Genomic DNA, 24,474 nt, shown 5'->3' with positions numbered 1-24,474 from the left:
CTAATGGTGAGTGTTCTGATGCATAAGAGCATCAGCAGAACACTTTATTCCTTACGGGGAGAAACTTTTTTTGCGAAGGACTGAGGCAGGGAAATTAGGGGCCCGATAATCCGAGCCCATGATAAAAGTCTGGGACATCAAGCTTCCAGGTCGGCGAGGTCGCCTTTTTCCTGTAGCCAGTTACGGCGATCTTCAGAACGTTTCTTCGCCAGCAGCATGTCCATCACGCGCAGCGTCTGCTCGACATCATCATCGCTGACTGTCAGCTGCACCAGTCGACGGGTGTTCGGGTCGAGCGTGGTTTCACGCAGCTGCAGCGGGTTCATCTCACCCAGACCTTTGAAGCGCTGTACGTTCGGTTTGCCTTTCTTGCGCTTCAGCTGCTCCAGCACGCCCTCTTTCTCGTCTTCATCCAACGCGTAAAAGACTTCTTTGCCGAGATCGATGCGATACAGCGGTGGCATGGCGACATAAACATGGCCATGTTGCACCAGCGAGCGGAAGTGCTTCACAAACAGCGCACACAACAAGGTGGCGATGTGTAAGCCATCGGAGTCCGCATCCGCAAGGATACAGATCTTGCCGTAACGCAGCTGGCTCAGATCTTCACTGTCGGGATCGATACCGATCGCCACAGAAATATCATGAACTTCCTGCGAGGCCAGCACTTCGTCCGATGAGACTTCCCAGGTGTTCAGGATCTTACCTTTAAGCGGCATGATCGCCTGATAATCACGATCGCGCGCCTGCTTGGCCGATCCACCTGCGGAGTCCCCTTCCACCAGGAAGAGTTCGGTGCGATTCAGATCCTGTGCACTACAGTCTGCCAGTTTGCCCGGTAGTGCCGGTCCGCTGGTGAGCTTTTTACGCACCACTTTCTTGGCCGCGCGCATACGACGCTGAGCACTGGAGATCGCCAGTTCGGCCAGCATTTCGGCGGCTTGCACGTTCTGGTTCAACCACAAGCTGAAGGCATCTTTCACGATAGCCGAGACAAATGCCGCACACTGACGCGAAGAGAGACGCTCTTTGGTTTGACCGGCGAACTGCGGATCCTGCATTTTCACCGACAGCACGTAGGCGCAGCGATCCCAAATATCTTCCGCAGACAGTTTTACGCCGCGTGGCAGGATATTGCGGAACTCGCAGAACTCACGCATCGCATCCAGCAAGCCCTGACGCAGACCGTTGACGTGCGTCCCGCCTTGCATAGTGGGAATCAGGTTGACGTAGCTTTCGGTCAGCAGTTCGCCGCCTTCTGGCAGCCATAGTAACGCCCAATCCACCGCTTCCACATCACCGGCGAAGCTGCCGACAAAGGGTTTTTCCGGCAAGGTGGGGAGGCCGTTGACTGCTTCTGATAAGTAATCAGAGAGTCCGCCATGATAGAGCCATGTCTGCTCGGTATCATTGACCTTGTCTTTAAACACGATCTCCACGCCCGGACACAGTACCGCTTTGGCTTTCAACACATGCGTCAGGCGCGACACTGAGAAGCGTGGACTGTCGAAGAAACTCTCATCCGGCCAGAAATGCACGCGCGTGCCAGTGTTACGTTTGCCGACCGTGCCGGTCACCGTCAGATCCTGCACTTTATCGCCATTTTCGAAGGCAATATCGTAGATCTCGCCATTGCGGCGCACGGTGACTTCTACGCGTTTTGACAGGGCGTTGACCACCGAAATCCCCACGCCATGCAAGCCGCCGGAGAACTGGTAGTTTTTGTTGGAGAATTTACCGCCCGCATGCAGACGGCAAAGAATCAGCTCAACCGCTGGCACCCCCTCTTCCGGATGGATATCTACCGGCATGCCGCGACCGTCATCGATGACTTCCAGTGACTGATCCGCATGCAGGATCACTTCCACGCGCTTGGCGTGACCCGCCAGCGCCTCATCGACACTGTTATCGATCACTTCCTGGCCCAGATGGTTTGGGCGCGTAGTATCGGTGTACATCCCCGGACGACGACGCACCGGTTCAAGGCCGGTTAAGACCTCAATGGCATCGGCATTATAACTTGATTGGCTCATCGTAACTGTCTGATTAGCAATAGGAATAGGGGTCCATCTCGCAGCAATCAGGGAGCATTTAATCCCAGAAAATCAATGATCTGCGCAAAATGGCGTTCGAATCCGATATAAGCATGATTGCCACCCTCTTCGACCGTTTGGCGGCATGCGCTGTAGTATTCCAGCGCCTGGCGGTAATCGAGTACTTCATCGCCGGTCTGTTGCAGCAGCCAGAGTAAATCGGGCGCTTCGAGAGGGTCAATCTGCATGACTTTCAGATCGTAAATGTGGCGTGACTCTAACACATATTGCTGGCCGGTGTAGGGATTACGGTTCTCGCCGAGATAATCCACCAGCAGCTCAAACGGGCGCACCGCTGGATTGACCACCACCGCAGGCAGCATAAAGCATTGCGAGAGCCAGGTCGCGAAGTAGCCCCCGAGCGAAGATCCCACCAGGCCGAGCGGTTCACCGGCATACTGCATCACCAGCTCTTCCAGCATGCTGGCGGCTTCGGCGGGGAACGTGGGCAGTTGCGGCACCAGAACATTAATGTGCGGATGATGTTGGGCTACCCACTGCTGCAGTTGTGTGGCTTTGGCCGATTGCGGAGAGCTGTTGAATCCGTGCAGATAGATCAGCGCCGCCATCGCTTAGTAGCCCTCGGAATCTAAATCGGGGCGGAACAGATCGCTTTGCAGACGATTCACTTCGGTTTCCAGTACGCCATCTGCCTTCAGGGTTAACCAGCGCCAACCTGGCGCGACGTTATCGATGGTGAAGTTGGTGCAATGCGGTTTGAACTGCACGCAGGTCGAAGGAGAAGCCAGCACGCGACGACCATGCCAGTCGAGATCTAATTCCTGATGAATGTGGCCACACACCAGATTACGCGCACGCGGGAAGTGTTGCAGCACCGCTTCTAATTGATGGGGATTGCGCAAGCTATGCTGATCCAGCCAGGTACAGCCGGAAGCGAGCGGATGATGGTGCAGCAGCACCAGCGTATGGCGCTCAGGATGCAGGCGCAGCGCCTTATCCAGCCACTCCAGTTGGTACTCGCTTAACATGCCATGCGGCACACCAAAGACCTGACTATCCAGCAGCACCAACTGCCAGTGCTCACCCAACAGCACATGTTTATCGGAAGCGATTCCGGCATCGGCAAGTGTATTGACCATCGCGGGCTGAAAATCGTGATTCCCCGGCAGCCAGACACACGGCTTTGGCAGGCGTGAAATGCCCGCTACAAAGTGTTGATAAGCTTCGACGGTGTGATCCTGGGCGAGATCGCCGGTGGCGATAATCAAATCATAATCGCGCTGTTGTGCCATGATGGCGTCCAGCACCGCATCAAAACTCGACCAGGTATTTACCCCAAGCAGCGATTGATGTTTTCCTGCAAATAAATGGGTGTCCGTGATTTGTAAAATCCTGATATCGGCCCCATTTGCCGCAGGAAGAGTAAGCAGGCTATCCAAAGCGTTTCCTTTCTCTCCACGCCATAGTTGTATGCTATCAGCAGACCGGCACTGCTACAGCACCGTGCGCCAGACAATAGCGCAACCAATCTGCAAGAAACTGGTTAATCTGATGTTTTTCATCGCGCTGATGCAGTTTTTTATTAGGGTAATCATAGCGCGCTTTGAAGCGATAGATCTGCTGAGTGGAACACACTTCAGCGACCATCGCATCATGGTACAGCCGAACGGACATGGATGGCAGGCTCCAGTAACTTACTGCCGGGGCCACCTGGCGAATCTCCACCAGCGTGGTATAACGCGTCGACTCTTGAATAGTCAGCTGATAACGGGCGCCGCTCACCTGATAGATCACCGACGCGCCTGCCTCGTCATCACGCGGCAGCAGGCGACGCAGTTGGGCGAAATTGGTTTCGCACAATCGCATCATTTCGGGAAAGTCAGGGGTATAGCGCTGTTTCATTTTAGCTTCCACTCTTGTCGTAGTTTTTCATGGTGCAACGCCAGCCATTGCAGGGCGATGACAGATGCCGCGTTATCAATAATCCCCTCTTCCACCCAGCGATAAGCCTGTTCGCGGCTCACCACATGGACAAGAATATCCTCATTCTCTTCCTCCAGCCCGTGATTTCCCTCTGCCAGGCTGGCATCCACTTCGCCCACCAGCACCGACAAACGTTCAGACGTTCCGCCTGGGCTGGCTAAGTAATTCACTATCGGTTTCACACGCCCGACCTTGAGGCCTGCTTCTTCTACGGCTTCGCGACGCGCCACATCTTCCGGCGTTTCACCGGGTTCAATGATACCGGCCACCATTTCCAGCAGCCAGGGTGTTGGGCTGGAATCATAAGCCGGGATGCGAATCTGTTCGATTAGCACCACTTCGTCACGTAAGGGATCATAGGGTAGCAGCACGGCGGCGTGTCCGCGCTCAAAAACTTCGCGTACCACCTCACCGCTCATCTCGCCATTAAAGCGGCGATGGCGGAAACGGTAGCGGACAATGGAAAAAAAACCATCGTAGCGTGTATCGCGTGCAATAATTTCTACATCGTTTTTTGTGAAAGTCACAGGGGATTTTTTTTCACCCGCCATCATCTGGTTCCTTATGCAGATTGGGATGGAGCGAAGAAAAGCCAACCCTTGTGCTCCGTCCGAGTGGTTCTTTCTGAATTATTTACGTAAATTAGGGGAAGAAGGCACGTTCAGCCAACTTATCTCTGACGCCGCCTCTGTAGAATCGGCGATTATTTTTTGGCTTACCTGCAGCACTACCAGTGCAATTTGCTGCAACAAAAGGAATGCAAATGAAAAAACTGCTCCCACTTTTTATTGGGTTGAGCCTGGGCGGATTTAGCCTTGCCAGCCAGGCAGAGAACCTGTTGCAGGTTTACCAGCAGGCGCGCCTTAGCAACCCGGATCTGCGTGCTTCAGCCGCTGACCGTGATGCAGCCTTTGAGAAAATTAACGAAGCGCGTAGCCCCTTATTGCCACAGCTCGGTCTGGGCGCAGATTATACCTATAACAACGGTTACCGTGACAGCAGCGGTCTTCATTCCAACACGACCAGCGCTTCTCTGCAATTAACACAAACCATTTTCGATATGTCGAAATGGCGTGCGCTGTCGCTGCAGGAAAAAACCGCCGGGATTCAGGATGTGACTTATCAGGTTGCACAGCAGGATCTGATTCTGAATACCGCTACGGCGTATTTCAACGTGTTGAAGGCGATTGATACCCTTTCTTACACAGAAGCGCAGAAACAGTCGATCTACCGCGAATTGGATCAAACCACCCAACGCTTCAACGTGGGTCTGGTGGCGATCACTGACGTGCAGAACGCCCGTGCGCAGTACGACAGCGTGCTGGCCAGCGAAGTGACCGCGCGTAACAACCTTGATAACGCGGTGGAATCGCTGCGTCAGATTACCGGTATGGATTATCTGGCACTGGCTTCACTGAATATCGATCGTTTCAAAACCGCACGCCCGGATGCCGTTGCTTCCTTGCTGAAGCAGGCTGAAAGCCGCAATCTCAGCCTGTTATCTGCACGTTTGAGCCAGGACCTGGCGCGCGAGCAAATTCGCTCTGCTGAATCTGGTCATATGCCAACGCTGGATCTGACTGCCTCTACTGGTGTGTCTAACAGCAAATATGGCGGCAGCCGTGCTAACCAGAGTTCTGGCACCACTGACTCCATCACGGGTTCCAACCAGGTTGGCCTGAGCTTCTCCCTGCCGCTGTACAGCGGTGGTTCGGTGACCTCGCAGGTGAAACAAGCGCAGTACAACTTTGTTGCCGCCAGCGAACAGCTGGAAGGCGCACATCGTAGTGCGATTCAGACCGTGCGTTCGTCCTTCAACAACGTCAATGCGTCTATCAGCAGCATCGATGCTTACAAACAGGCCGTTGTGTCTGCTCAGAGCTCATTGGATGCGATGGAAGCCGGTTATCAGGTGGGTACCCGTACCATCGTTGATGTGCTGGATGCGACCACAACCCTGTTCAACTCTAAACAGCAACTTTCTGATGCGCGTTACAGCTACCTGATTAACCAGCTGAACATCAAATATGCGCTGGGTACGTTGAATGAGCAGGACCTGCAGCAGCTGAACAGCACGCTGGGCAAGGAAATCACCACCGCACCTGAAGTGGTGGCACCGGAAAACAGCCAGCAGGCTTCACGTGTCGATAATGGTCCGAAAACTTCGGCACCTTCAGCCGCCGCGAAAGCGCGCCCGGCTGCCGCGCACAGCAGCGGAAATCCTTTCGGTAATTAATCCCTTAAGGGGCCGCTTGCGGCCCCTTTCGCATTCAAACGTATAACAACGTAAAGATCCCCCAGCCATCCGGCTTCTCGCTTCATTTTCCACCACTCATCACCTATCCTAAGCCCCACCTTTGGGCACAGGATGAAAATAATGAAACGGACTAAACATATTCGTCATGCCGCTTTTCGTAAAAGCTGGCAGGCACGCCATTTAACGCCAGTGGCACTCGCGGTTACCGCAGTGTTTATGCTGGCTGGCTGCGAACAAAGCGATGAGACAGTATCGCTGTACCAAAACGCGGATGATTGTGCGAAAGCTAACCCTAGCCAGAGCGCGCAATGTACCACTGCGTATAACAATGCGAAGAAAGAAGCCGAACGCACCGCACCGAAATACGCCACGCGCGAAGATTGCGTCGCAGAGTTCGGTGAGAATCAGTGCCAGCAAACACCTGCCCAGGCCGGTGTCGGTAGCACCAACAATGCCGAAGCGCAGCAGAGCGGTAGCTTCTGGATGCCGCTGATGGCCGGTTACATGATGGGTCGCATGATGGGCGGCGGCGCGGGCTTTGCGCAGCAACCCTTGTTCTCACCGAAAACCCCGAACAGCCCGGCTAACGGTCAATTTGTCGATGCTTCCGGCAAAAACTATGGTGCAGCGACCTCAGGCCGCAGCATGAACGTGCCGAAAACCGCCATGGCACCTAAGCCAGCGACCACCTCCACCATCACGCGTGGTGGCTTCGGTGAGAGCGTTGCGAAACAAAACACCCTGCAGCGCAGCAATGCCACCAGCACCAATCGCAGCAGCACTGGCAGCAGCCGCTCGATGGGAGGCTAAGCCGCAGTATGCAACGTATTGCTATCAGCGAACGTCCGGACTGGCGCGAAAAAGCCAACGAATATGGCTTCCAGTTTCACACCATGTACGGTGAACCTTATTGGTGTGAAGACGCTTACTACCAGTTCACCCTCGCACAGGTTGAGCAATTAGAAGATACCACCGCTGAACTGCATCAGATGTGTCTGCAGGCGGTGGAAAAAGTGGTGAACAGTGATGAACTGCTCACCCGCTTCTGCATTCCCAAACACACCTGGGACTTCGTACGAGACTCGTGGAAGCTGCGTCAGCCGTCGCTCTATTCCCGTCTGGATTTAGCCTGGGACGGTAAAGGCGATGCCAAGCTGCTGGAGAATAACGCCGACACGCCGACCTCTCTGTATGAAGCCGCCTTTTTCCAGTGGATCTGGCTGGAAGATCAAGTCAATGCGGGCAACCTGCCACAAGGCAGTGACCAGTTTAATAGCCTGCAGGAAAAGTTGATTGAGCGCTTTGCCGCGTTGCATCAGGAGCACGGTTTTAACTGGCTGCACTTTGCCTGCTGCCGTGACACCGAAGAAGATCGTGCCACAGTACAGTACATGCAGGATTGCGCCACCGAAGCCGGCCTGCCGAATGAATTCCTGTATATCGATGAAATTGGGTTGGGTGAAAGAGGCCAGTTTACCGATCAGCATGATCAGGTGATCAGCAACCTGTTTAAGCTTTATCCGTGGGAATTTATGCTGCGTGAAGTGTTCTCCACCAAGCTGGCAGATGCCGGTGTGCGTTGGTTAGAACCGGCGTGGAAAAGCATTATCTCGAATAAAGCGCTGCTGCCGCTGCTGTGGGAAATGTTTCCTGACCATCCCAATCTGCTGCCCGCCTACTTTGCCTACGACAAAAATGCCCCGCAGATGGACAAGTACGTGGTGAAACCGCTGTTTTCACGTGAAGGCGCCAATATTCGCATCATTGAAAACGGCCAGGAGATCGCCCGTGCTGAAGGTCCGTACGGCGAAGAGGGAATGATCATCCAGCAATTCCATCCGTTGCCAAAGTTCGGCGACAGCTACACCTTGATCGGTAGCTGGCTGATTGACGATCAACCTGCTGGTATCGGCATTCGTGAAGATCGCGCGCTGATCACTCAGGATCTGTCACGCTTCTACCCGCATACCTTTATCGAATAAATGCAGTGCCGCCCGTCAGACGCGGGCGGCCAGTGCATTAACTGACCTGCACCGAAAGCATACTGATTGCGCCCATCTCCATCCCTTCCACCGGAATACTGATCGACTCCTCAGCTGCACGCGCGCCGAGGATATAGAGCAACGGCAGATAATGTTCTGGCGTTGGGTTGGACATCTCTGCACCTTCGTGCTGCAAATAATTCACCAACGGATGATCTGCTGCTTCACCGGCAAAGCTCAAATTCTCACGCACGAATTCATTGAAGCTTTCAGCCCATGGATAGCTTGTGGCGGCACCCTGCCAGCGCAGCATCCGCAGGTTATGCACCACGTTACCGCTGGCGACGATCATCACGCCTTCGTTACGCAGCGACGCCAGTTTGCGACCTAATTCGAAGTGCCATTGCGCCGATTGCGTCCCATCGATACTTAACTGCACCACCGGGATATCGGCTTGCGGATACATTTTTGCCAGCACGCCCCATGAGCCGTGATCAAATCCCCACTCCTGGTCGGCATGAACGTCAATCGGTGCCAGCAAATCGATCACTTGCTGTGCCAGTTCTGGCGAGCCCGGTGCTGGATAACGCACATCAAACAGCGCCTGCGGGAAGCCACCAAAATCATGGATGGTGCGAGGATTATGCATGGCCGTTACCGCCGTACCGCGTGTGTACCAGTGTGCCGACACCGCGAGAATGGCGCGCGGACGTGGCAATGTTGCACCCAGATGCTGCCATGCGCGGGTATAGGTATTGTCTTCCAATACGTTCATCGGACTGCCGTGACCTAAAAACAGGGCGGGCATACGGTTGTAGCTCATGATGGTTCCTCTGACGAAGTGTCGCTTTATTAGCCGCTACGATACGCGCTTTCGTGCCGGGATTAACGCTGATAACTGTGATGATCTCTATCAGGGAATTTGAATAAGAAATGGCGGAGTGGATGGACGGTGAAAATGGGGTTTTAAGATGTACTTATGCGCTATAAAAAATCCGCAGCCTGGAAAGCTGCGGATCTTTTGATGACGATAACTGAGGTTTAGCTTGCCTGGCGCGTTTCACGCTCGCGGCGATAAGCCACCAGATCTTCAATCGTTACGACCGGCATATCGTGTTGTTTGGCAAACACAATCGCTTCTGGCGCATGCGCCATGCTGCCGTCGTCATTGGTCAATTCACATAGCACACCGGCGGGTTTGAAGCCTGCTAATGTCACCAAATCGATGGTGGCTTCAGTGTGACCACCGCGAGTCAGCACACCGCCTTCGCGCGCGCGCAGCGGGAAGACATGGCCGGGACGGTTAAGATCGCTCGGCTTCGCGCCATCTGCAACCGCGGCACGAATGGTGGTGACGCGGTCAGCGGCAGAAACGCCAGTGGTAACGCCTTCCGCTGCTTCGATGGTGACGGTGAAGCCGGTGCCATAGGAGCTGGTGTTGGTTTCGACCATCATCGGCAGATCCAACTGCTGGCGGCGTTCTTCGGTGATGCACAGGCAGACAATGCCGCTGCCGTGGCGAATGGTCAGCGCCATTTGCTCTACGGTCATGGTTTCGGCGGCAAAGATCATGTCACCTTCGTTTTCACGATTTTCATCGTCGAGCACCATCACACCGCGACCGTTGCGCAGCGCATCGATGGCGCGTTCTACACGCTGTTCCGGCGTGCCAAATTCAGAAAGAAGCGTCTGATTCATGGTAAAAAACCTTATAAAAAATATATGAGTTACCAGAACCAGGGCGTGCTTAGGAGTGCGCAAATAATACACATGGCAAAAACGTGACGCGGGCGTAAGCCCGGCTGATGTCGTTACCCTCTCCCATCCGGACTCTAACCGTCGGCCCCGGAATTACACCGGATCTGCTGACCTTTCACTTTGCAGTGAAAGCGCTCGCGGGCTTTCAGCCGAAGCTGATTTACCGCCGGTGGGGAATTTCGCCCCGCCCTGAGAATAAGCGAGGTCACTATAACGCCAATCATCTGGACGGGCAATCGACAAAAGCGCAAATGCTTTTGCATTTACTGCGATGCGGAATTCAGGTTTAACCTTTTCGTTTCAGGCATTACACTTAACCTTTGTTGAGTCGGAACACGTGCTGTTATCAGCCACCGCAACCAGGAAATCATCATGATCGACACGAAAAAAATTGAACAACTGGCTCGCCAGGTCCATGAAGCCATGCCAAAAGGGATTCGCGACTTTGGTGACGATGTCGAAAAGAAAATTCGTCAGGTATTGCAGGCGCAGTTAACCCGCATGGATTTAGTTAATCGTGAAGAGTTTGATGTGCAGACGCAGGTACTGCTGCGCACGCGCGAGAAGTTGGCCGCACTGGAACAGCGCCTGGCAAAACTGGAGAGTGAGAGCCCAGCCGCACCGGCACCTGCGGTGGTGACACCGGACCCGGCGGGTAAGATCGACACTCCGCAGTAAGTAGCTGACTCGGCGGCGTATATCACTCGCAAGCACTTGCTGAGCGTACATTGCTCGCAAACAACAACAGGCGGCCTTTTGGCCGCCTGTTTAGTCAGAATACCTTTGCTTTTTCGCTCGCCGTTGGCGACTGCGAATCGCCTGAGATCTCAGTGCTCGCCGTGAGTGGCTGCGAATCATTGAAAATCCCAGATCTCGCTTTTAATGACAGCGAATCATCTGGGATCTCAATGCTCATCATGAGTGACTGCGAATCGTCTTGATGATGTTAGAAGTGGAGATACCGTCTTCAAAGTTCAGCACGCGCACGTCACCGCCGTTAGCCCAGACCTCTTTACTGCCCGCAATATCTTCCGGCTTATAATCGCCGCCCTTCACCAGCAGATCCGGTAACACACCTGCAATCAAACGCTGTGGCGTATCTTCTTCAAACAGCACCACCCAATCCACCGCTTCCAGCGCACCGAGCACGATCATACGGTTTTCCTGCGGGTTAACCGGACGGGTTTCACCTTTCAGACGTTTGGTGGAAGCATCACTGTTTACCGCAACAATCAGACGGTCACCCAGCTTACGTGCATTGGCAAGATAGGAAACGTGGCCCGCATGCAAGATGTCGAACACGCCGTTGGTCATCACCACTTTCTCACCGCGCTGACGCGCCAGCGCCACCGCTGCTTTAAGCTCGGCCTCGGTCATCACACCAAACCCGCTGTCGGGACGTGCATGAATAGCGTTTTCCAGCTCAACGGTGCTCACGGTTGATGTGCCGAGTTTGCCCACGACCACGCCCGCTGCGGCATTGGCGAGGAAACAGGCTTCTTCCAGACTGTCTCCGGCCGCCAGCACGGCGGCCAGCACGCCAATCACCGTGTCACCTGCACCGGTGACGTCAAACACTTCCTGCGCCTGCGTCGGCAGATGCAGCGGCGCTTTGCCCGGTTGCAGCAACGTCATGCCGTTTTCAGAGCGGGTGACCAGCAGCGCGGAGAGCTCATAATCGGCGATGAGCTGCATGCCGCGGCTGACAATCTCTTCCACGGTTTTGCATTTACCCACCACAGCTTCGAATTCAGACAGGTTTGGCGTCAGCAGAGTCGCACCGCGATAGCGCTCAAAATCCGTGCCTTTCGGGTCGATCAACACCGGCACGTTGGCTTCACGCGCCAGCTGAATCATGGTTTGCACGCTGCTCAACGCGCCTTTGGCGTAATCTGACAGCACCAGTGCACCGGCCTGCGCCAGCGATTGACGCATACGATCGTGAATAGGCTGTGGATCAACCTGCTCGAAACCCTCTTCGAAATCGAGGCGGATCAGCTGCTGGTTGCGAGAAAGCACGCGCAGTTTGGTGATGGTGGGATGGCTTTTCACCGCGACAAAATCACAATCGACTTTGACCTTTTCCAGCGTCTCACTCAGCACACGTGCCGCATCATCTTCACCGGTCAGGCCAATCAAACGCGAGCCAGCGCCGAGTGCAGCAATGTTCATCGCCACGTTGGCCGCGCCGCCTGGACGCTCTTCGATGGTATCGACTTTCACCACCGGTACCGGGGCTTCAGGCGAGATACGGCTGGTTGGGCCATACCAGTAGCGATCTAACATGACATCGCCAACAACCAGCACAGCGGCTTTGCCAAAAGCGGGCAGTGTTACTTTCATTCCAAAGACTCCAGACTACGGTCAAAATTATGCGCGGATAATAACATACCCCGATGAGACTTCGAGCCACAGGTGCATGGGCAGCGCGCCTTCCTGTAGGCCGGGTCACTAAGGGGCGAAGCGTTATTTTACGTTTCCGCGCTATCAGATTCGGTGGCAGCCAGCCAGCGTTGCCAACTGCGATGCACGGCAGCCCGCTCAGTAGCAAAAGATTCCGGTGCGACGTGCCCCGGCAACTCCTGCAATGCCAGATGGTGCAATGCATCACGCAGCGTGACGTACGCGTGAGTCAGCGCCTGCGCTTCTTCTGCATCCATGATCTCCTGACGCGCCATCAGCTCAAAAATACGCACATTGTCTGACCAGCGCGTCAACGCAGGCTGCTCTGCCGCGTAGCCTAAGACAAGATATTGCGCGATGAATTCAATATCGGTGATGCCGCCTTCATCAGTTTTGATCTCCCAGCGTCCTTTGTGTTTGTTGCTGAGGTGGGCACGCATTTTCTCGCGCATTTCACGCACTTCTTTTTGCAGTGCAGGACGCTCACGCGGCAGGCAAAGAATACCGCGACGGATGTCATTGAAGCGATCGCAGAGCGACGTCTCACCAAACACAATACGCGCACGCACCAGCGCCTGATGTTCCCAGGTCCAGGCTTCATTACGCTGATAATCATCGAAGGCGGCAAAGGTACTCACCAGCATGCCCGCCGCGCCAGACGGACGCAGCCGCGCATCGACTTCATACAAGATGCCTGAGGAGGTGCGCGTGCTGAACAGATGCATCACGCGCTGCGCCAGCCGCAGGTAAAACTGGCGGCCATCAATCACGCGTTCGCCATCAGTTTCCGCATCGTCCGGGCAGTCGTGCAGGAACACCAAATCCAGATCGGAGCTGTAACCCAACTCCCAGCCACCCAGTTTGCCGTAGCCAACCACGGCAAAACCACGCTCGCTGTCGCTGGTGAGGTGCGAAGGACGCCCATAGCGCTGCACCATCATCTGCCATGCTTGCTGCACCACCGATTCGATGATGGCTTCTGCCAGCCAGGTTAAGTGATCGCTCACTTTCATTACCGGCAGCGTTTCGGCGATGTCGGCGGCGGCAATACGCAGATGCTGCGCCTGCTTGAACTGTCGCAGCGCTTCCAGCTGCTGTTCTTCATCATCGGTAGGAATGCGCAGCAGGTACTGGCGCAATTCATCGCGATACGCATCGGTGGCTGTCGCCTGATAAAGCGTGGCGGGATCGAGCAGTTCATCCAGCAACAGCGGATAACGTGCCAGCTGGCTGGCGACCATTGGCGAGGCGGCACACAAGCGAATCAGATGGCGCAGTGCGCCGTGATATTCCGTCAGCAACTCCAGATAGGTGCTACGCGTCAGCACCCCCAGCAGCAGCGGTGTCAGACGCCCCAGTACCACATCAGCGTCTTCGCGCGGACAAACCTCACTCAGCAGACGCGGCATCAGTTGATCAAGCGCTAAACGCCCACGCGGGCCGATGGTGCGACGACTGACATCCTGGCGGAAACTGTTGAGCGACTCGTACAGCGCATGACGTTGCGCTTCGTTCAGCTGTGGCACAGCAGGAATGAGATCGCTCTCCTCCAGCGTGTCCTGCCACAGGCCTGCGAATTCAGCCAGCTGCGGTTGATCGTCAACGTCTGGCGCATCATCACCAATCAGTTCATCAAAGATACTGCGCACGCCTGCCATCTGCTGCTCAAGCTGCGCCATCAGCGCATCCCAGTCCGCCGCGCCCATCGCCCAGGCTAAACGCTGGCGATCGAGTGGGTTTTCCGGCAGCGTTTGCGTCTGCTCATCGTTGATGCTTTGCAGCAGATTTTCCAGACGACGCAGGAACAGATAGGCCTCACGCAAATGTTCCACCTGCGCCGTACTCAGCAAAGCCAGTTCACCGATGGCCTGCAGCGTTGGCAGCAGGGAACGGAGCTGAAGTGAACGCTCACGTCCACCACGAATGAGCTGGAACACCTGCACGATAAATTCGGTTTCGCGAATGCCACCCGCGCCGAGTTTGATGTTGTCTTTCAGGCCACGACGCCGTACTTCACGTGCAATCATGCCTTTCATGTTACGCAGTGACTGAATCACACTGAAATCGATGTAGCGGCGATAGACGAACGGACGCAGCATCTGCTGCAGTTCCTGGCTCCAGTGGCCTTGATCGTCGCCCATCAGGCGCGCTTTAACCATCGCATAGCGCTCCCAGTCACGCCCCTGCTCCTGGTAATAGTCTTCCAGCGCAGCAAAACTCAGCACCAGCGGTCCACTGTCACCAAACGGGCGCAGGCGCATATCCACGCGGTAGACGAACCCATCCACGGTGGGCTGATCCAGCACTTTTATCAGGCGCTGGCCCATGCGGGTAAAGAATTGGGCGTTATCGAGTTCGCGACGGCCACCTTGCGTCACACCGTTTTCCGGCCAGGCAAAAATCAGGTCGATATCGGAAGAGAAGTTGAGTTCGCCGCCGCCCAGTTTGCCCATGCCAAGGATCAGCATGGGCTGCGCTTCACCGGCTTCATTGCACGGCGTGCCGAAATCGCGGCTGCAATCCTGCCACACCCAATCACGAGCGGCAGCGATGAGGATCTCCGCCAGCGTGCTGAGTTGTGTCAGGCTCTGTTCGGTACTGGCGTGTTGCAGCGCCTGCATCCACGCTATACGCACCAACATATGGCGGCGGAACAGGCGCAGTTCGCGCATCAGGGAAGTTTCATTTTCCACGCCCGCCAGCGCCTGATTTAGCCAGGCACTGTAGTGTTGCCACTCATCTGGTAGAGGCGGTTGCTGCTGGAGCTGTTGCCACCACTCCGGATGCTGCTGCAGGTTATCAACGATAAAGTCACTAAAGGTCAGCGCGCCCGCCTGCTCTGCCGTAAAGGCGGAAGGCGGCATATTCAGGCGCTCGGCCACGATAGCTAACTGCGCCTGCATCAGCGCCGGTAACGGTAACAACATCTTCCCTCCCTGATTCGATTGTGCGTCCGACTTAGCGTTTCACTCCGCTATTCAGCCAGAACGGCGATGGCCGAATGGCCAGATTAACCAGTTGAATCAACCCGCGCTCCTGCTGGATGCGAATCGCATGCTGCAGCTCCTGCCAGCCTGCCAGCCAGACATTCACCTCTTCCGCTGGATAAGCCCCTGCCAGCAGATGCACCGCTAAAAGCTGGCGATTCAGGCGCGTGGATTTGTCCTGAAATTCGTTAAACAGCTGCACGTCGACAAAGGTCTCACGCAGATCGGCAGCAATACGGCTGAGCATGATGTCGCTGAAGCGTTTGAACGACCCCTGCAGCTTGGTTTTGCTCTTATCATCCAGCCAGTTCTGCCATTGTGACTCCACCAGCCAGTGAGTAAGTGCTAACTGGGCATCAACAGAGACCGTAGAAAAACAGGCGGTTTCCGCATCAATTTCTGCATCTGCTAACAGCTCATCGAGACGCGTCAGCTTCTGACGCAGATCGCTGCTCGCCTTGCGCGGCACCAGCGCACCAAATAGCGAGAACGCCTGTCGCAGGGTTTCCAGCGCATCCATCACCGCTTCTTTGGCATCGGCATTTCCACGCAGCCACACTTCTTCATGGTACTGCCACTGGTTAAGACCGGCGGTCATCGCGTTGATCATGCCCTGCTCTACCGTGGCTTTAGCGCCGATTTTTTGTAGCGCTAATGCACGCAGCGGACGGGCAGGATTGCCCTGAGCCAGCTGATAACCGCGCGCGGCTTTGCTCAAGCTGCCCAGGCGCAGGCCGCCTGCGGTGATCAAGGCTTCAGCGAACTTCAGCATGTCGGCGCGCTGGCCGCTTTTCAGCTCCAGCTCCACTTCGTACAGCGGCTCGCTCAATTCACCTGCGGCAACGTCTCCACGATCAAACGCCACTTCAATTTCGCTCTCACCAAACTGCACCAGCCAGGCTTCACGCTGGAAATGGGTGCTGAACAGCGGTTGCAGGCGCTGCTGTAATGCCGCCACATCGGTGCCTTCTGGCCAGATTTCAGCCGGCAGCTGGGCGATATCCAGCGTTGGCTCGGTGAGGTCGACGTTATATTCCGGGCGCTGATGCAGACCGCCCACGGTTTTTCCGGCGGCCTTCAGCGTCATCTCATAACGCTGATCGACACCGCGGATGCGCAGGCCCATGTCCCAACGACGTAGCTGATTGTCATCGGTCTCAAAATAGATGTTGGTCAGCTCGCGTGCGGCGAAGTGCTGATGTGGCCACGCGGCAAGGGTTTCACCGAGTTTTTCGGCGGCTTGTGGTGTGGCAATGAACTTTAATTCGATTTCGATGGTCATAATTTTTTATTCAATACGCTGCTGGCACTTACGAGTTTAATCTGGCGAAGAGTAATGCACCGGAAGCCCGCTGTCTCCGCTTTCTTGTGCTTTTACGACCCTTTTCGCACCAGATTGAGACCAGGATAGTTCTCATTCAGATTTTTGAGAAGCGTCTCCAGACTGTGCCGGTAATTTTACGCCATTAAGAAAAAACGACATCGAATGAAAAAAATCACACTTGCTGCCCTTTCTTTGCTGGCATTTAGCGCCATCGCCCCCGTTCATGCTGCTGACGAAAAGCGTTATATCTCCGATGAATTATCTACTTGGGTACGCAGCGGCCCGGGCGATCAATATCGCCTGATTGGCAAGCTGAATGCCGGAGAGGAAGTCACCCTGTTGCAGGTCAACAACGATTCCCAATATGGCCAGATTCGTGATGCCGAAGGGAAAACCAACTGGATCCCACTGTCCCAGTTGAGTGCCGAACCAAGCCTGCGCACTCGCGTGCCGCAGCTGGAGCAACAGGTCAAAGATCTCACCGCTAAGCTGGCGAATATCGACAACAGCTGGAATCAGCGTACTTCTGAAATGCAGAGTAAAGTGGCGAACAGCGACGGCACCATTGACGGCCTGAAAGCGGAAAATCAAAAGCTGAAAAATGAGCTGATTGTCGCGCAGAAAAAAGTCAGCGCCGCGAACGTCCAGTTGGATGACAAACAGCGCACCATCATCATGCAGTGGTTTATGTATGGCGGCGGCGTGTTAGGTGTTGGCTTACTGCTTGGTTTGGTGCTGCCGCACATGGTGCCGCGCCGCAAGAAAAACGATCGCTGGATGAACTAAAACCGCCACGCCGATTTGTTCTTTTCTTCAAGGGGATCGTAAGATGCCCCTTTTGGCGTGCCCGATATTTAGCCAAAGTATGCAACAATAACGCAACATGCGTGCACGGCGCGCAGAATACATTGCCTCTGGAGTGGTTGAGTGAAGACGTTTCTGGTCGGTGGCGCGGTGCGTGATGCCTTACTGCGTTTGCCGGTAAAAGATAGAGATTGGGTGGTGGTCGGTGCCACACCTGAAGCGATGCTGGCACAAGGTTATCAGCAGGTGGGCCGGGATTTTCCGGTTTTTTTGCACCCACGCAGTCGTGAAGAGTATGCACTGGCGCGTACCGAACGCAAAAATGGCAAAGGCTACACCGGTTTTGTCACACAATTCGCCCCAGACGTGACGCTGGAGCAGGATTTGCAGCGCCGTGATCTCACCATCAATGCCATTGCGCAGGCCGACGACGGCAGCTTAATCGACCCTTATCGCGGACAGCAGGATTTGGCGAAACGCACCCTGCGCCATGTCTCATCCGCTTTTAACGAAGATCCACTGCGCGTGCTGCGCGTGGCGCGTTTCGCTGCCCGTTTTGCCCACCTCAATTTCCGTGTCGCGGATGAAACGCTGGCCTTAATGCGCGAGATGGCGGAGAGCGGCGAATTAGCTGACCTCACGGCCGAACGCGTGTGGAAAGAGACCGAGAAGGCGCTGCTGACCCGCAATCCGCAGGTCTATTTTCAGGTATTGCGTGACTGCGGCGCATTGCAGGTGCTGTTCCCGGAGCTGGATAGCCTGTACGGCATTCCGGCGCCGATCAAATGGCATCCCGAAATTGATACCGGCGTGCACGCGTTAATGACGCTGACGATGTCTGCCGCGCTGTCAGAGGAATTGGACGTGCGCTTCGCCACGCTGTTCCACGATGTCGGTAAGGCGCTGACGCCGCCGGAAAAATGGCCGAGCCACCATGGTCACGGTTTAGCCGGCGTGCCGATTGTTGAAGCACTGTGCCAGCGGCTGCGCGTGCCCAATCAGGTGCGCGATCTGGCACTGGTGGTCACCGAATTCCACGATATCGTCCACACCATTGAACGCCAGTCAGCGGAATCACTGGTTGCCCTGTTCGATCGCATTGATGCATGGCGCAAGCCCGATCGCGTAGAGAAGATGGCACTGACCAGCGAAGCCGATGCGCGTGGTCGCACCGGAATGGAAAGCATGGCCTATCCACAAGGCGATTATCTGCGTCAGGCGTTTGCGCTGGCTCAGGCGGTACCAACGAAGGATGTGGTTGCAGCAGGTTTCAAAGGACCAGCCGTGCGGGAAGAGTTGACGCGTCGTCGGGTGATGGCAGTGCAGGATGGGTTGATCAACGTGCGGCCAGCATAACCGGCCGCACGCCGCGCTTACATGAAGATGGCGTAAACCGCTGCCGCCACAATAAAGCGATAGATAGCGAACGAAACAAACGAAATACGTTTAATCAGTTCCAGGAACACTTTGATCGCCAGCAGAGCAACGATAAAGGCGGTCACGAAGCCGACGGCGAACATTGGGAAATCCTGCATGGTCAGGAAGCCCATGCTCTTGTAGAGATCTAATCCGGTGGCACCAATCATCATCGGCACCGCAAGGATGAATGAGAACTCTGATGCAGCATAACGGCTCACGCCCATCAGCATACCGCCAGAAATGGTGGCACCCGAGCGCGAGAAGCCCGGCCACAGCGCCAGACACTGGAAGCAACCAATCATAAACGCCTGGCGGTAAGTGATATCATCGATACCTACCGCTTTAGGCTGTTTAGGTTTGAAGTACTCAGCCACCAACAGCAACACGCCGCCGACGACCAGTGCGTACATCACGTTAATCGGATTAAACAGGCTTTTGATTTGATCGTGCAGCAGCAAGCCAATCACCACCGCCGGAACCATACCTAACAAAATGTGAATCAGGGTCAGTTTCCCGGTTCCAGTGCCTTCATGCGGCTCTTTACCGAAGTGAATACCAATCAGTCCGAACAGGCGACGCCAGAACATCACCACTACCGCTAAAATTGAACCCAGCTGAATGACGACTTCAAAGGTTTCAGCTTTATCGCCCTCGAAGCCCAACAGATGGCCAACGATGATCATATGGCCCGTAGAAGAGACCGGCAGGAATTCCGTGAGGCCTTCCACAACCCCCAGGATTGCAGCAACCCAAAGCTGGTGAATATCTGCCATCAAAATTTTTCCTCTATCCGTTTTAAACAGTAAAAAGGCGGTCGCAAGGTGCTACCGCCTAAAATTATGCCTGCGCCACGCTGAAGGAAACCTTAAGAAAATCGGCAACTTCGCGTCCGTTAGCGCAACGGCCTCAAGTGAGACACACCATAATTTGGTTTGGTTTCATTGTGATGGCAATCACGGATGATTTATTTAGGAATAGTCCCGCGCTCGATACGCACGCCAACGGTCGCTGCCTGGGCCACCGCGCCAGGTTTCCCGACCTTGATGCGCACACCGGGCGTTTTGAAACGATTCATCAACAGATCGGCAATTTCTTCCGCCACGCGTTCGACCAGGGCAAAGCGCTGGCCCTGCAGATGATTGAGGATAACCTCGGTGACATCGGCGTAGCTCAGACAGTCGTTCACATCGTCACTCACCGCAGCACGACGGTTGTCCCACGCCATTTCGACATCGAGCACCAGCTTCTGCTGCATGCCCTGTTCCCAGTCGTAAACGCCAATGGTGGTGAACACGGTGAGTTGTTCTATAAATACGATATCCATGATGTCAGTCTCTGTTTTTGGCTAAGCCGGATACCACTTCCGGCGGATTATACGTATTATCCACGCTTATCGAGAACAAAACGACCCAAAAGGAACGGTACGAGGCTATGAGTGCTATCGCGCTTGGTATGATTATTTTCGCGTATCTTTGCGGCTCGATTTCCAGTGCGATCCTGGTTTGTAAACTCGCGCGTTTACCCGATCCGCGTACTGCTGGCTCCGGCAACCCTGGTGCGACCAACGTGTTGCGCATTGGTGGCAAAGCCGCTGCGGCTGCGGTACTGATCTTCGATGTGGCAAAAGGGATGATTCCGGTGTGGATCGCCTATCTGCTGCACGTTACGCCGATGTATCTCGGCTTAACCGCGATTGCCGCCTGTCTCGGCCATATCTATCCGGTGTTTTTCCGTTTTCGTGGTGGTAAAGGCGTGGCAACCGCATTCGGTGCGATCGCACCCATTGGCTGGGATTTGACGGGATTGATGACCGGCACCTGGCTGCTGACGGTGCTGCTGAGCGGCTACTCCTCGCTGGGCGCGATTGTCAGTGCGCTGATTGCCCCGTTCTACGTGTGGTGGTTCAAACCGCAGTTTACCTTCCCGGTTTCGATGCTCTCCTGTTTGATTCTGTTGCGTCATCACGACAACATCCAGCGCCTGTGGCGCGGGCAGGAAAATAAGATCTGGAAGCGGAAAAAGAAGAAATAAAAAAACCGGCGCGATGCCGGTTTTTTCGTTTTAGATGGCGGGCAATTCGGCCAGTGGCCAACGTGGCCGGACACTGACGCCCAATCCACCGCGTGTGCCGCCTTTCAGCCGCACCATGCCAGCGTAGGCAATCATCGCGCCGTTATCAGTACAGAACTCCGGGCGTGCATAAAACACCTCGCCACCGCGCTTTTGCATCATCTCGGCCATACGCTCACGCAACGTGCGGTTGGCGCTGACACCACCGGCAATCACCAGGCGTTTAAAGCCGGTCTGCTCCAGCGCGCGTTTGCACTTGATCATCAGCGTATCCACCACTGCATCCTCAAACGCACGCGCGATATCGGCACGCGCCTGCTCATCGCCGTTATGTTCACGAATGGTGTTGGCGGCGAAGGTTTTCAAACCCGAGAAGCTGAAATCCAACCCTGGGCGATCGGTCATCGGGCGCGGGAATTTGAAGCGACCCGGCGTGCCCTGCTGCGCCATGCGCGACAGCATCGGTCCGCCTGGATAATCCAGACCGAGCAGTTTGGCGGTTTTATCGAAAGCTTCGCCAGCCGCATCGTCAATCGATTCACCCAGCAAAGTGTATTCACCAATACCCGTGACGCTGATCAACTGCGTGTGACCACCCGAAACCAGCAATGCCACAAACGGGAATTCCGGTGGATTCTCTTCCAGCATCGGCGCCAGCAGATGGCCTTCCATATGATGCACAGGCACCGCAGGCACATTCCACGCAAACGCCAGTGCACGGCCGATAGTGGCGCCCACTAAAAGCGCACCGACCAAACCTGGACCGGCGGTATAGGCCACGGCATCAATGTCTTTTGCGGCTAATCCGGCTTCTTTCAGCGCAGCCTGAATCAGCGGAACGGTTTTACGCACGTGGTCACGTGAGGCCAGTTCGGGCACTACGCCACCGTAATCGGCGTGCAGTTTGACCTGGCTATATAATTGATTCGCCAACAGACCGGACGCATCGTCATAAATCGCGATGCCGGTTTCATCGCAGGACGTTTCAATACCCAGAACTCGCATAGCTTTCATCACCCTCTTCTTGCGGCGCGCAGTGTAGCACAGGCGAATCACACGCTGGACGACTTTGCCAGGAAAAAGTGTGTTTCTGTCGCACAAAGAGTGCGCTATACTCCACGGCCTGAAAAAACCGGCAGCCGCGATGGCATATGTCTCTGTTGGTTCTAAATTGTTCATGGTGCTTTACAACTCGGCTACGGCTGGAGTAAAATGCTGCACCATTTTAAAAGTGCTGGCGCCGCAGTCAGCAGCAAAACCGAATTTATCGAGGTAAGAGTTACATGCCGGTAATTAAAGTACGTGAAAACGAGCCTTTCGACGTAGCACTGCGTCGCTTCAAGCGTTCTTGCGAGAAAGCAGGTGTTCTGGCGGAAGTTCGTCGTCGTGAGTTTTATGAAAAACCAACGACTGAGCGTAAGCGCGCTAAAGCGTCTGCTGTTAAGCGTCACGCCAAGAAACTGGCTCGCGAAAACGCACGCCGCACTCGTCTGTACTAATTTCTTTCGGAAGTTCGCTTCCGCCGCGTGTTAAACGCAGACAGAGTCAAGTAAGAGGCCGTGCTTTCCGAAAGGAAGCGCGGCTTGTTGCCGTTTATGAGCTGAAAAACCGGGGCTTATGGCTGGACGAATTCCACGCGTATTTATCAATGACTTACTTGCCCGCACGGATATCGTGGATCTTATCGATGCCCGCGTTAAGCTGAAAAAGCAGGGTAAGAACTATCACGCGTGCTGTCCTTTTCATAACGAGAAAACCCCCTCTTTCACCGTAAGCGGTGAGAAGCAGTTCTATTACTGCTTCGGCTGTGGCGCCAAGGGTAACGCCATCGACTTCCTGATGAATCACGATCGTCTGGATTTCGTTGAAAGCGTTGAGGAGCTGGCCACGCAACACGGCTTAGAAGTGCCGTATGAAGCGGGCAACGGCCCCAGCCCGATGGAACGTCATCAGCGTCAAAGTCTGTATCAGCTGCTGGAAGGCCTCGACGGTTTCTATCAGCAAAGCCTGCGTAACCCGCAAGCGACATCTGCACAAAATTATCTCGCCACACGCGGTCTCAGCCAGCAAGTGATCGATCACTTCGCGATTGGTTATGCGCCAGCAGGCTGGGATAACGTGCTGAAACGTTTTGGTCAGCAGAAAGAGGACCGCGAATCCTTGATGGAAGCGGGCATGCTGGTCAGTAACGATTCCGGCCGCACTTATGATCGTTTCCGCGATCGCGTGATGTTCCCGATTCGCGATAAGCGTGGGCGCGTCATTGGCTTTGGTGGACGTGTACTGGGCAATGATACGCCGAAGTACCTTAACTCGCCGGAAACACCGATTTTCCATAAAGGCCGTCAGCTATATGGCCTGTATGAAGCGCAAAAGAATCATCCGCAGCCAGCGCGTTTACTGGTTGTAGAAGGCTATATGGACGTGGTGGCGCTGGCGCAATTTGGCATTGATTATGCCGTTGCCTCGCTGGGCACCTCGACCACCGCTGAGCACATTCAGCTGCTGTTCCGCTCTACCGACACGGTGATTTGCTGTTACGACGGTGATCGCGCGGGGCGCGAAGCCGCATGGCGTGCACTGGAAACCGCATTGCCTTACATGAATGACGGTCGTCAGCTACGCTTTATGTTTTTGCCAGATGGCGAGGACCCGGACACGCTGGTGCGTAAAGAAGGCAAAGAGGCGTTTGAAGCGCGGATGGAGCAGGCTTTACCGCTCTCCACGTTTTTATTCGACAGCCTGATGCCGCAGGTCGATCTGAGCACGCGTGACGGTAAAACCAAGCTGGCCACGCTGGCGCTGCCGTTGATTAGCCAGATCCCCGGTGAAACTTTACGCATTTATATGCGTCAGAATCTGGGTAATAAACTCGGCATTCTGGACGATAACCAGTTAGACAAGCTGATGCCAAAGCAGGCAGAAAGCGGCACTGCGCCAACGGCTCCCCCGTTGAAGCGCACCACCATGCGCGTGTTGATTGCGTTATTGGTGCAGAATCCGCAATTTGCCGCCATCGTTCCTACGCTGGACGGGCTTGAGCAGTCAAAAATGGCGGGTTTACCGCTGTTTGTGGAGTTAGTCAGTCGTTGTACGGAGAATCCTGGCCTGACGACCGGACAGCTACTAGAGTTATATCGCGGGACAGAATTTAGCCAGCCCCTTGAAACGCTGGCCACCTGGAACCACATGATAGTGGATGAAGAAGCAGAAGCCGTGTTCCAGGATTCACTGGCGAGTCTTTACGACTCAGCCCTTGAACAGCGCCTTGAAGCGCTTATCGCACGCGACCGTACCGAAGGCCTGAGCGCCGCCGAACGCCGCGAGTTCTGGGCCTTAAGCCAGGCATTAGCGAAAAAATAAGATTATTACCGGGTCAGAACTGTGAAGGCTGTGAAAGCACACATTCTGACTTGGGTGTACGGTTTTCGCT

General features: G+C 55.0%; 22 protein-coding genes and 1 riboswitch. Of the genes, 9 read left to right on the top strand and 13 right to left on the bottom strand.

Annotated elements, in window-relative coordinates:
- Positions 1-137: 137 nt before the first annotated feature.
- Genes parE through nudF form a run of 5 tightly spaced genes read right to left on the bottom strand, consistent with a single transcriptional unit; the run spans position 138 to position 4,588 of the window.
- Positions 138-2,033 carry a DNA topoisomerase IV subunit B gene (gene parE, locus F3J37_RS11320; protein ID WP_160833686.1) on the bottom strand — a complete coding sequence of 632 codons (1,896 nt, stop codon included), beginning with the start codon at positions 2,031-2,033 and terminating at the stop codon, positions 138-140.
- A gap of 47 nt (positions 2,034-2,080) precedes the next feature.
- On the bottom strand, positions 2,081-2,662 hold the full coding sequence (gene yqiA, locus F3J37_RS11315; protein WP_058961936.1) for an esterase YqiA: 582 nt from the start codon (positions 2,660-2,662) through the stop codon (positions 2,081-2,083).
- 3 nt (positions 2,663-2,665) lie between these two features.
- Positions 2,666-3,493: a 3',5'-cyclic-AMP phosphodiesterase gene (gene cpdA, locus F3J37_RS11310; protein ID WP_034828383.1), complete on the bottom strand. Its 828-nt coding sequence runs from the start codon at positions 3,491-3,493 to the stop codon at positions 2,666-2,668.
- 37 nt (positions 3,494-3,530) lie between these two features.
- Positions 3,531-3,956 (bottom strand): DUF1249 family protein, encoded by a 426-nt coding sequence (locus tag F3J37_RS11305; RefSeq protein WP_034828381.1) that lies wholly within the window; start codon positions 3,954-3,956, stop codon positions 3,531-3,533.
- Positions 3,953-4,588, bottom strand: coding sequence for an ADP-ribose diphosphatase (nudF, locus tag F3J37_RS11300; RefSeq protein ID WP_034828380.1), 636 nt, complete (start codon positions 4,586-4,588; stop codon positions 3,953-3,955). The genes F3J37_RS11305 and nudF overlap by 4 nt, the downstream gene beginning before the upstream one ends.
- Positions 4,589-4,800: 212 nt before the next feature.
- Here nudF and tolC point away from each other — a divergent pair, with 212 nt between their 5' ends.
- The 3 genes from tolC (at position 4,801) to F3J37_RS11280 (ending at position 8,276) form a co-directional block, all read left to right on the top strand.
- A complete protein-coding gene (gene tolC / locus F3J37_RS11290) occupies positions 4,801-6,273 on the top strand; it encodes an outer membrane channel protein TolC (RefSeq protein ID WP_160868635.1) in 1,473 nt (490 codons plus the stop codon).
- A 141-nt stretch (positions 6,274-6,414) separates the two neighbouring features.
- Entirely contained in the window at positions 6,415-7,104 is a 690-nt protein-coding gene (locus tag F3J37_RS11285; RefSeq protein ID WP_097118143.1) for a DUF1190 family protein, read from the top strand.
- An 8-nt stretch (positions 7,105-7,112) separates the two neighbouring features.
- On the top strand, positions 7,113-8,276 hold the full coding sequence (locus F3J37_RS11280) for a glutathionylspermidine synthase family protein (RefSeq protein WP_166933449.1): 1,164 nt from the start codon (positions 7,113-7,115) through the stop codon (positions 8,274-8,276).
- 37 nt (positions 8,277-8,313) lie between these two features.
- Here F3J37_RS11280 and ygiD read toward each other — a convergent pair whose 3' ends face one another.
- Both ygiD and ribB read right to left on the bottom strand, forming a co-directional pair.
- Positions 8,314-9,099 (bottom strand): 4,5-DOPA-extradiol-dioxygenase, encoded by a 786-nt coding sequence (gene ygiD / locus F3J37_RS11275; RefSeq protein ID WP_166933447.1) that lies wholly within the window; start codon positions 9,097-9,099, stop codon positions 8,314-8,316.
- A gap of 218 nt (positions 9,100-9,317) precedes the next feature.
- Entirely contained in the window at positions 9,318-9,974 is a 657-nt protein-coding gene (ribB, locus tag F3J37_RS11270; protein ID WP_034828370.1) for a 3,4-dihydroxy-2-butanone-4-phosphate synthase, read from the bottom strand.
- A 111-nt stretch (positions 9,975-10,085) separates the two neighbouring features.
- Positions 10,086-10,235: riboswitch (FMN riboswitch) on the bottom strand.
- Between the two features lie 171 nt (positions 10,236-10,406).
- On the opposite strand from ribB, the gene ubiK reads away from it, so the two are divergent.
- Positions 10,407-10,712 (top strand): ubiquinone biosynthesis accessory factor UbiK, encoded by a 306-nt coding sequence (ubiK, locus tag F3J37_RS11265; RefSeq protein ID WP_034828368.1) that lies wholly within the window; start codon positions 10,407-10,409, stop codon positions 10,710-10,712.
- Positions 10,713-10,949: 237 nt separating this feature from the next.
- Here ubiK and hldE read toward each other — a convergent pair whose 3' ends face one another.
- The 3 genes from hldE to F3J37_RS11250 form a co-directional block, all read right to left on the bottom strand.
- Complete coding sequence (hldE, locus tag F3J37_RS11260) at positions 10,950-12,377, bottom strand: bifunctional D-glycero-beta-D-manno-heptose-7-phosphate kinase/D-glycero-beta-D-manno-heptose 1-phosphate adenylyltransferase HldE (protein ID WP_166933445.1); 1,428 nt, start codon at positions 12,375-12,377, stop codon at positions 10,950-10,952.
- A 128-nt stretch (positions 12,378-12,505) separates the two neighbouring features.
- Positions 12,506-15,364: a bifunctional [glutamate--ammonia ligase]-adenylyl-L-tyrosine phosphorylase/[glutamate--ammonia-ligase] adenylyltransferase gene (gene glnE / locus F3J37_RS11255; RefSeq protein ID WP_166933444.1), complete on the bottom strand. Its 2,859-nt coding sequence runs from the start codon at positions 15,362-15,364 to the stop codon at positions 12,506-12,508.
- Between the two features lie 31 nt (positions 15,365-15,395).
- Positions 15,396-16,706 carry a CYTH domain-containing protein gene (locus tag F3J37_RS11250; protein WP_166933443.1) on the bottom strand — a complete coding sequence of 437 codons (1,311 nt, stop codon included), beginning with the start codon at positions 16,704-16,706 and terminating at the stop codon, positions 15,396-15,398.
- Between the two features lie 204 nt (positions 16,707-16,910).
- Between F3J37_RS11250 and F3J37_RS11245 the strand changes: the two genes are divergently transcribed.
- Positions 16,911-17,534, top strand: a complete 624-nt coding sequence (locus F3J37_RS11245) for a TIGR04211 family SH3 domain-containing protein (protein WP_034828360.1) — start codon at positions 16,911-16,913, stop codon at positions 17,532-17,534.
- A 141-nt stretch (positions 17,535-17,675) separates the two neighbouring features.
- Positions 17,676-18,908: a multifunctional CCA addition/repair protein gene (locus tag F3J37_RS11240; RefSeq protein WP_166933441.1), complete on the top strand. Its 1,233-nt coding sequence runs from the start codon at positions 17,676-17,678 to the stop codon at positions 18,906-18,908.
- A gap of 17 nt (positions 18,909-18,925) precedes the next feature.
- Here the strand turns inward: F3J37_RS11240 and bacA are convergent, their stop codons facing one another.
- Together bacA and folB are read right to left on the bottom strand one after the other, a co-directional pair.
- Complete coding sequence (gene bacA / locus F3J37_RS11235; RefSeq protein ID WP_058959467.1) at positions 18,926-19,744, bottom strand: undecaprenyl-diphosphate phosphatase; 819 nt, start codon at positions 19,742-19,744, stop codon at positions 18,926-18,928.
- A gap of 191 nt (positions 19,745-19,935) precedes the next feature.
- The gene (gene folB, locus F3J37_RS11230) at positions 19,936-20,295 is read right to left on the bottom strand and encodes a bifunctional dihydroneopterin aldolase/7,8-dihydroneopterin epimerase (RefSeq protein ID WP_034828354.1); all 360 of its coding nucleotides are present in this window, start codon (positions 20,293-20,295) and stop codon (positions 19,936-19,938) included.
- Positions 20,296-20,402: 107 nt separating this feature from the next.
- Here folB and plsY point away from each other — a divergent pair, with 107 nt between their 5' ends.
- Positions 20,403-21,002, top strand: coding sequence for a glycerol-3-phosphate 1-O-acyltransferase PlsY (gene plsY / locus F3J37_RS11225; RefSeq protein ID WP_034828352.1), 600 nt, complete (start codon positions 20,403-20,405; stop codon positions 21,000-21,002).
- A 30-nt stretch (positions 21,003-21,032) separates the two neighbouring features.
- On the opposite strand, the gene tsaD is transcribed toward plsY, so the two are convergent.
- Positions 21,033-22,046, bottom strand: a complete 1,014-nt coding sequence (gene tsaD, locus F3J37_RS11220; RefSeq protein ID WP_160868628.1) for a tRNA (adenosine(37)-N6)-threonylcarbamoyltransferase complex transferase subunit TsaD — start codon at positions 22,044-22,046, stop codon at positions 21,033-21,035.
- A gap of 278 nt (positions 22,047-22,324) precedes the next feature.
- On the opposite strand from tsaD, the gene rpsU reads away from it, so the two are divergent.
- Complete coding sequence (gene rpsU, locus F3J37_RS11215; protein WP_001144069.1) at positions 22,325-22,540, top strand: 30S ribosomal protein S21; 216 nt, start codon at positions 22,325-22,327, stop codon at positions 22,538-22,540.
- A gap of 118 nt (positions 22,541-22,658) precedes the next feature.
- Positions 22,659-24,404: a DNA primase gene (dnaG, locus tag F3J37_RS11210; RefSeq protein ID WP_045814813.1), complete on the top strand. Its 1,746-nt coding sequence runs from the start codon at positions 22,659-22,661 to the stop codon at positions 24,402-24,404.
- The last annotated feature ends 70 nt before the right edge of the window (positions 24,405-24,474 follow it).

It is taken from the genome of Candidatus Pantoea communis (assembly GCF_011752685.1).
Taxonomy (GTDB): Bacteria; Pseudomonadota; Gammaproteobacteria; order Enterobacterales; family Enterobacteriaceae; genus Pantoea; species Pantoea communis.
This window is presented reverse-complemented; position numbering and strand designations above follow the sequence as displayed.